Genomic DNA, 5,523 nt, shown 5'->3' with positions numbered 1-5,523 from the left:
CACGACCGCTGCATCCGCCGCGTTGCCGCCGGCGCGGAGGCAATCAACAGCGGCAAGGGTTGCCAGCGGCGCGGAGGTTGCAGCCATGCCGCGCGAACCATAGGCCGCCGAGCGGCCGGGACGGTCGAATGCTCGCATCTGTCTTGATCCTGTGTTCGGCGGTGGGCCGGTTGGCAGAAAACTCTGGAGAAAAACTCCCAGAAACGTCGCAAAAGGGATCGCATGAGGCCGAGGCTTATTGCAAGAACCTTCCGGCCCGCCCTTGCCGCATGGCGCCTCTGAACCCATCAGCAGGCTCCCGGCGCAAGGCCCGGAGCACTCCAAACGAATCCTATCGACATTTCCCAATAGTAATGTATTTTTACTGTAGGGAAAACTCTCTAATCCACATCAGGGGGAAAACGGAATGTCAGTGAAAAGCGATATCGAGATTGCGCGCGAAGCGAAAATGAAGCCGATCATGGAGATCGGCAAGCGGCTCGGTATCCCCGAGAAGGACCTGATCCCCTACGGCCATACCAAGGCGAAGGTGCATCTCGACTATGTCGACAGCCTGAAGTCGAAGCCCGACGGCAAGCTGATCCTGGTGACCGCCATCAACCCGACACCCGCTGGCGAAGGCAAGACGACCACCACCGTTGGTCTGGGCGATGGCCTCAACCGTATCGGCAAGAAGGCGATGGTGGCGTTGCGCGAGCCGTCGCTCGGCCCCTGCTTCGGCATGAAGGGTGGTGCGGCCGGCGGCGGTTACGCCCAGATCGTACCGATGGAAGATATCAACCTCCACTTCACCGGGGACTTCCACGCCATCACCTCGGCGCACAACCTGCTGAGCGCCATGATCGACAATCACATCTACTGGGGCAACGAACTCGGCATCGACACCCGCCGCGTCGCCTGGCGCCGCGTCATGGACATGAATGACCGGGCGCTGCGTGAAATCGTCTGCTCGCTGGGCGGTGTCGCCAACGGCTATCCGCGCGAAGCCGGATTCGACATCACGGTCGCCTCCGAGATCATGGCCATCCTCTGCCTCGCCAATTCGATCGAGGACCTCGAGCGCCGCATCGGCCAGATCGTCGTCGCCTACAAGAAGGACAAGACGCCGGTTCTGGCGAAGGACATCAAGGCGCCGGGCGCCATGGTGGTGCTCCTGAAAGATGCGCTGATGCCGAACCTGGTGCAGACGCTGGAAAACAACCCGGCCTTCGTGCATGGCGGTCCCTTCGCCAACATCGCGCATGGCTGCAACTCGGTCATGGCCACCAAGACCGCGCTGAAACTCACCGACTATGTGGTGACGGAAGCGGGCTTCGGCGCCGACCTCGGTGCCGAGAAATTCTTCGACATCAAGTGCCGCAAGGCGGGCCTGACCCCTGCCGCCACCGTCATCGTCGCCACCGTCCGTGCACTGAAGATGCATGGCGGAGCCGCCAAGGACGAGCTCAAGACCGAGAATGTCGAGGTGCTCAAGAAGGGCCTCGCCAACCTTGGCCGCCACATCGAGAACGTGAAGAAGTTCGGCGTGCCGATCGCGGTCGCCATCAATCACTTCATCTCCGACACCGAGGCGGAAGTGAATGCGGTGATCGAGTTCTGCAAGACTCATGGCGTCGAAGCCTTCAAGTGCACGCACTGGGGCGAGGGCGGCAAGGGCATCGAGGCCCTTGCGAAGCATGTGGCCGAGATCGCCGACAAGGGCTCGGCCCAGTTCAAGCCGATCTATGGCGAAGATCTGCCGCTGTGGGACAAGATCAAGACCATCGCCCGCGAAATCTACCGCGCCGAAGACATCGTGGCCGACAAGGCGGTCCGCGACCAGCTCAAGGGCTACGAAGCTCAAGGGTATGGCAAGTTCCCGATCTGCATGGCCAAGACGCAGTATTCGTTCTCGACCGACCCGAACCTCAAGGGCGCGCCCATCAACCATGTCGTGCCGATCCGCGAGGTGAGGCTGTCGGCTGGTGCCGAGTTCATCGTCGTCGTCTGCGGTGACATCATGACCATGCCGGGCCTGCCCAAGGTGCCGTCGGCCGAAGTCATCGGCCTCGACGAAAAGGGCCAGATCGCCGGACTATTCTAATCAGGATTGCATGACTGCTTTAATGGGCCCGGTGCAAAGCACCGGGCCTTTTTTGCTTTCATTGAATTATGTGGAATTTAGGATTTGTCTGGCGCACGCGGGCAAGGAACAATCCAATCACGGCAACCGCCCGCGGGAGGAAACACGCAACATGGCCGACACCGTATTCCGTTTCCCAGCACCCGGATCCGATCCCATCACCGCCGATCTCGATGGCTGGAAGAAGATCGAGGGCAATCCGACCATGAAGACCTGGATCCAGCACACCTCCGCCGATGGCAGCGTGATCAGCGGCACGTGGGAGGCAACGCCCGGCACCTATCACGCCACCTATGGCTCTTATGAATTCGTGCACCTGATCGACGGGCAGATCACCATCACGCCCGACGGCGGGACAAGCGTCACCATGACGCCCGGATGCGCCTTCACGGTGGAGCCCGGCTTTGCCGGCACATGGAAGATCGAGAAGCCGGTGAAGAAGCACTTCTGCATCAAGCTGAAGTGACCTTGAGCGGATTGTCAGCGTCCTGAGGCCTGTTCTTCAGGGCGTTGGCCACGCGCGTGAAGGTCTGCATCAGCAGGCGGCGGGTTTCGTCGTCCGCCGTTTGCTCCAGTGCCTTTTCCATGCAGGCGAGCCAGGACTGGGCCTCGACGGGGCCGATTTCCAGATGGGCATGCATCTGCCTGACGTTGGAATGGTGGTGCTGCTCGACATAGAGCTGCGGCCCGCCCAGAAAGCCTGACAGGAACATGAACTGCGCGTCGCGTGCGTGGGCCAGGCCGTTCCCCTGGTTGTGCATCACGCGCAAGGGGGCGCCCTCGGGCTCGGTCTCCACCAGATCGTAGAAGACCTTCACCAGATTCCGTACACCCGCCTCGCCACCGATCCGCTCATAGGGAGTTTGGTAGGGGGGCTGATTTCCCGGACCGGCCATCACCGATTCCTTCTGCGCATCGACACTTGTTCAGTTTATTCGAAATTCTGCATGAAACTTGGGCAGTTCTGTCGCATGCGGCAACCCGGCCTTCGCTAACAAGGGGGTGCGACATTTTTTCGAGATACGAAATAAATTGCCTCCCGGTGGGTGCGGTCCTGCCGGGAGATCCGGCAGATGACGGTCCCGCGACACTCAAATCGCTGTCAAATCAATCGCATTGCCCACATCTCTGGCAGCGCAGCATAACGGAAGGGCATCGTTACCTATTCGTTAAAGCCATGTTTTTTCACATGTAAAGCGAGATATGCAAAAATAGCATTGCTTGTTTTGTTGCAGCGCACCTAAATTGGGTCTGTCAAAAGCAACCAAAGACCGTCAATCCAAGGGGAATGACCATGTTTGAAGTCCTGAAGTCACGTTACTCGACCTGGAAGCGCTACGCCCGCACTGTGTCGGAGCTCGAGAGCCTGTCCAACCGCGAACTCGCCGATCTCGGCATCTCGCGTGTCGACATCCACCGTCTGGCCCGGGAGGCCGCACGGTCATGAGTTTCCTCCAGCTCGGCCTCCTCCTGAGCCGCAGCCGGAGAATGAAGGCCTACAGACAGGCCCGCGCCGAAGCCGCCGCCCTGTCTGACGCCGATCTCGCCGACATGGGGCTCAAGCGCTACCAATTGGGCCATGTGGCCCGCGTCAAGGCTCTCAAGCACTGACGCCACGAAGAACCCGCCGGATCATCCCTCGGCGGGTTTTTCATTTTTACCCGTGAACTACTTCGGCTCCACATGCCCGCCGAATTCGTAACGAAGGGCCGAGAGCAGCTTTTCCGCAAACGTATGATCGCGGCGCGAGCGGGGTCTCCTTGTTCACAGCAAGTTCAGCACAGTGAGCTTACCATTTGCATGTCTTCCGAACGTCCGAAATCACTTGATCGATTCCATCCAGAGCAAAAATCGCCTCAACATCCCCTTCACTGTAAGGCTTAGCAGCGATTACTAAATTTGAACTGCTGGCAAGCTGTTTTAGGAATGGAATGCCAGTGCCGTTCCAATATCCAAACGTTCGCCCGCCCTCAGAGACGTTAACTGTTTCTCTTCTCACCTGACCTTTATCGATTCGATATGCCATCTTGATACCCGACGAACCCATGTAATTCTGCAGATCGAATATAAAGCGGGTTTCGTTCTGGTGACACATCACCATCAGTAATGCTCGCTCCTCTTGTCTGATTGCATTCCGAACCATGTTTTCTGATTGAAGAATCCAATAGACATTATTGGCGTCGGTGAGTGCAGAAACGTCTCGTTCTACCCGCCATTTTCCTGGTGGACTTGAGGTCTGCTCGACAGTTGTTTGAGATCTTGAAAGCGTCGGAGAAATCAGCAGCAACAGAGTTAGCAACCCAGTGTGGAAAAGTGATTTCACCCCAATGCCCCTCTCTGTCTCTAGGTCAATTTAGATCTCAAGTCTGCTATAAGACAATAGGCATTTACTTCGGCTCCATATGTCCGCCGAATTCGTAACGAAGGGCCGAGAGCAGCTTTTCCGCAAACGTGTGATCGCGGCGCGAACGGAAGCGGGCGAAGATGGCCGCGGCCAGCACTTCCGCCGGAACCGCCTGCTCGATTGCAGCTTCCACCGTCCAGCGGCCCTCGCCGGAATCGGACACGGCGCCTGAGAAGCCCGAGAGTTTATCATCCTTGGCCAACGCAATGGCGGCAAGGTCGAGAAGCCAGGACGAAACCACGCTGCCGCGCCGCCAGACTTCGGCCAGGTCGGCCACGTCATAGGTGAAGCGCTCGGCCTCCGGCAGCTTGGGGTCGTTGCGGGTTTCGAGGATGTTGAAGCCCTCGGCATAGGCCTGCATCATTCCGTATTCGATGCCGTTGTGGATCATCTTGGCGAAATGGCCGGAGCCCGTGGGCCCGCAATGCATGTAGCCCAGTTCAACGCGAGGGTCGCGGGCTTCCCGGCCCGGAGTCGTCTCGATTTGGCCCTTGCCCGGCGCCAGCGCCGCGAAGATGGGGTCGAGGTGATCGTGAAGCCCGTGAAGGAGCACCGCTTCGTCGTGGTGCTGCGTGGTGAGGGCCTCGGCGGCAACGTCGCCGACACCGACCCGCAGGCCACCGGCGTCCCGCCGCTCGCCGCCGTCGCCAAGGACGCCGCCAGCGCGAAGACCGCCAAGATTTGTGACGAGTTCATCGCCCAGGTGAAGAAGCTCCTCGCCGGCGAGAAGAAGGCCAACTGCTGCACGCTCCGCGGCATCACAGGCAAGCCCTCGATTGCGAGCTTCGAAGAAGCCTACGGCCTCAAGGCCGCGGCGATCGCGGTCTATCCGATGTACAAGGGCCTCGCGTCGCTCGTGGGCATGGACATCCTCGGCGACGCCCAGACGATCGAAGAGCAGATGGAAGTCCTCAAAGCCAACTGGGACAAGTACGACTTCTTCTTCATCCACTTCAAGTACACCGACTCGACCGGCGAAGACGGCAACTTCGACGCC

At 59.4% G+C, this 5,523-nt stretch carries 7 protein-coding genes and 1 pseudogene; 5 read left to right on the top strand and 3 right to left on the bottom strand.

Translation table 11 applies throughout. The features are described from left to right. The first annotated feature begins 406 nt into the window (after nt 1-406). Together ACEW8Q_RS15315 and ACEW8Q_RS15310 are read left to right on the top strand one after the other, a co-directional pair. Nucleotides 407-2,083: a formate--tetrahydrofolate ligase gene (locus ACEW8Q_RS15315; protein WP_373504920.1), complete on the top strand. Its 1,677-nt coding sequence runs from the start codon at nt 407-409 to the stop codon at nt 2,081-2,083. A gap of 151 nt (nt 2,084-2,234) precedes the next feature. After that, on the top strand, nt 2,235-2,588 hold the full coding sequence (locus ACEW8Q_RS15310; RefSeq protein WP_373504919.1) for a cupin domain-containing protein: 354 nt from the start codon (nt 2,235-2,237) through the stop codon (nt 2,586-2,588). On the opposite strand, the gene ACEW8Q_RS15305 is transcribed toward ACEW8Q_RS15310, so the two are convergent. After that, nucleotides 2,575-3,018 carry a group II truncated hemoglobin gene (locus ACEW8Q_RS15305; RefSeq protein ID WP_373504918.1) on the bottom strand — a complete coding sequence of 148 codons (444 nt, stop codon included), beginning with the start codon at nt 3,016-3,018 and terminating at the stop codon, nt 2,575-2,577. The genes ACEW8Q_RS15310 and ACEW8Q_RS15305 overlap by 14 nt on opposite strands. A gap of 398 nt (nt 3,019-3,416) precedes the next feature. Between ACEW8Q_RS15305 and ACEW8Q_RS15300 the strand changes: the two genes are divergently transcribed. Continuing rightward, nucleotides 3,417-3,569: a DUF1127 domain-containing protein gene (locus tag ACEW8Q_RS15300; protein WP_373504917.1), complete on the top strand. Its 153-nt coding sequence runs from the start codon at nt 3,417-3,419 to the stop codon at nt 3,567-3,569. Next, nucleotides 3,566-3,733 (top strand): DUF1127 domain-containing protein, encoded by a 168-nt coding sequence (locus tag ACEW8Q_RS15295; RefSeq protein WP_373504916.1) that lies wholly within the window; start codon nt 3,566-3,568, stop codon nt 3,731-3,733. The genes ACEW8Q_RS15300 and ACEW8Q_RS15295 overlap by 4 nt, the downstream gene beginning before the upstream one ends. Before the next feature lie 178 nt (nt 3,734-3,911). Here the strand turns inward: ACEW8Q_RS15295 and ACEW8Q_RS15290 are convergent, their stop codons facing one another. Together ACEW8Q_RS15290 and ACEW8Q_RS15285 are read right to left on the bottom strand one after the other, a co-directional pair. Continuing rightward, nucleotides 3,912-4,445 (bottom strand): type VI secretion system-associated protein TagO, encoded by a 534-nt coding sequence (locus tag ACEW8Q_RS15290; RefSeq protein WP_373504915.1) that lies wholly within the window; start codon nt 4,443-4,445, stop codon nt 3,912-3,914. 64 nt (nt 4,446-4,509) lie between these two features. Next, a pseudogene (locus tag ACEW8Q_RS15285) lies at nt 4,510-5,058 on the bottom strand (6-phosphogluconate dehydrogenase (decarboxylating)); the annotation flags it as partial. Between ACEW8Q_RS15285 and ACEW8Q_RS15280 the strand changes: the two are divergent. Next, the coding region (locus ACEW8Q_RS15280; RefSeq protein ID WP_373504914.1) for a hypothetical protein at nt 5,059-5,523 on the top strand (465 nt) is incomplete at its 3' end.

This window comes from Aestuariivirga sp. (assembly GCF_041738905.1).
Taxonomy (GTDB): Bacteria; Pseudomonadota; Alphaproteobacteria; order Rhizobiales; family Aestuariivirgaceae; genus Aestuariivirga.
This window is presented reverse-complemented; position numbering and strand designations above follow the sequence as displayed.

Coding starts and splice junctions, on each gene's coding strand:
- ACEW8Q_RS15315 (WP_373504920.1), top strand. CDS start 407: ATGTCAGTGAAAAGCGATATCGAGATTGCGCGCGAAGCGAAAATGAAG.
- ACEW8Q_RS15310 (WP_373504919.1), top strand. CDS start 2,235: ATGGCCGACACCGTATTCCGTTTCCCAGCACCCGGATCCGATCCCATC.
- ACEW8Q_RS15305 (WP_373504918.1), bottom strand. CDS start 3,018: ATGGCCGGTCCGGGAAATCAGCCCCCCTACCAAACTCCCTATGAGCGG.
- ACEW8Q_RS15300 (WP_373504917.1), top strand. CDS start 3,417: ATGTTTGAAGTCCTGAAGTCACGTTACTCGACCTGGAAGCGCTACGCC.
- ACEW8Q_RS15295 (WP_373504916.1), top strand. CDS start 3,566: ATGAGTTTCCTCCAGCTCGGCCTCCTCCTGAGCCGCAGCCGGAGAATG.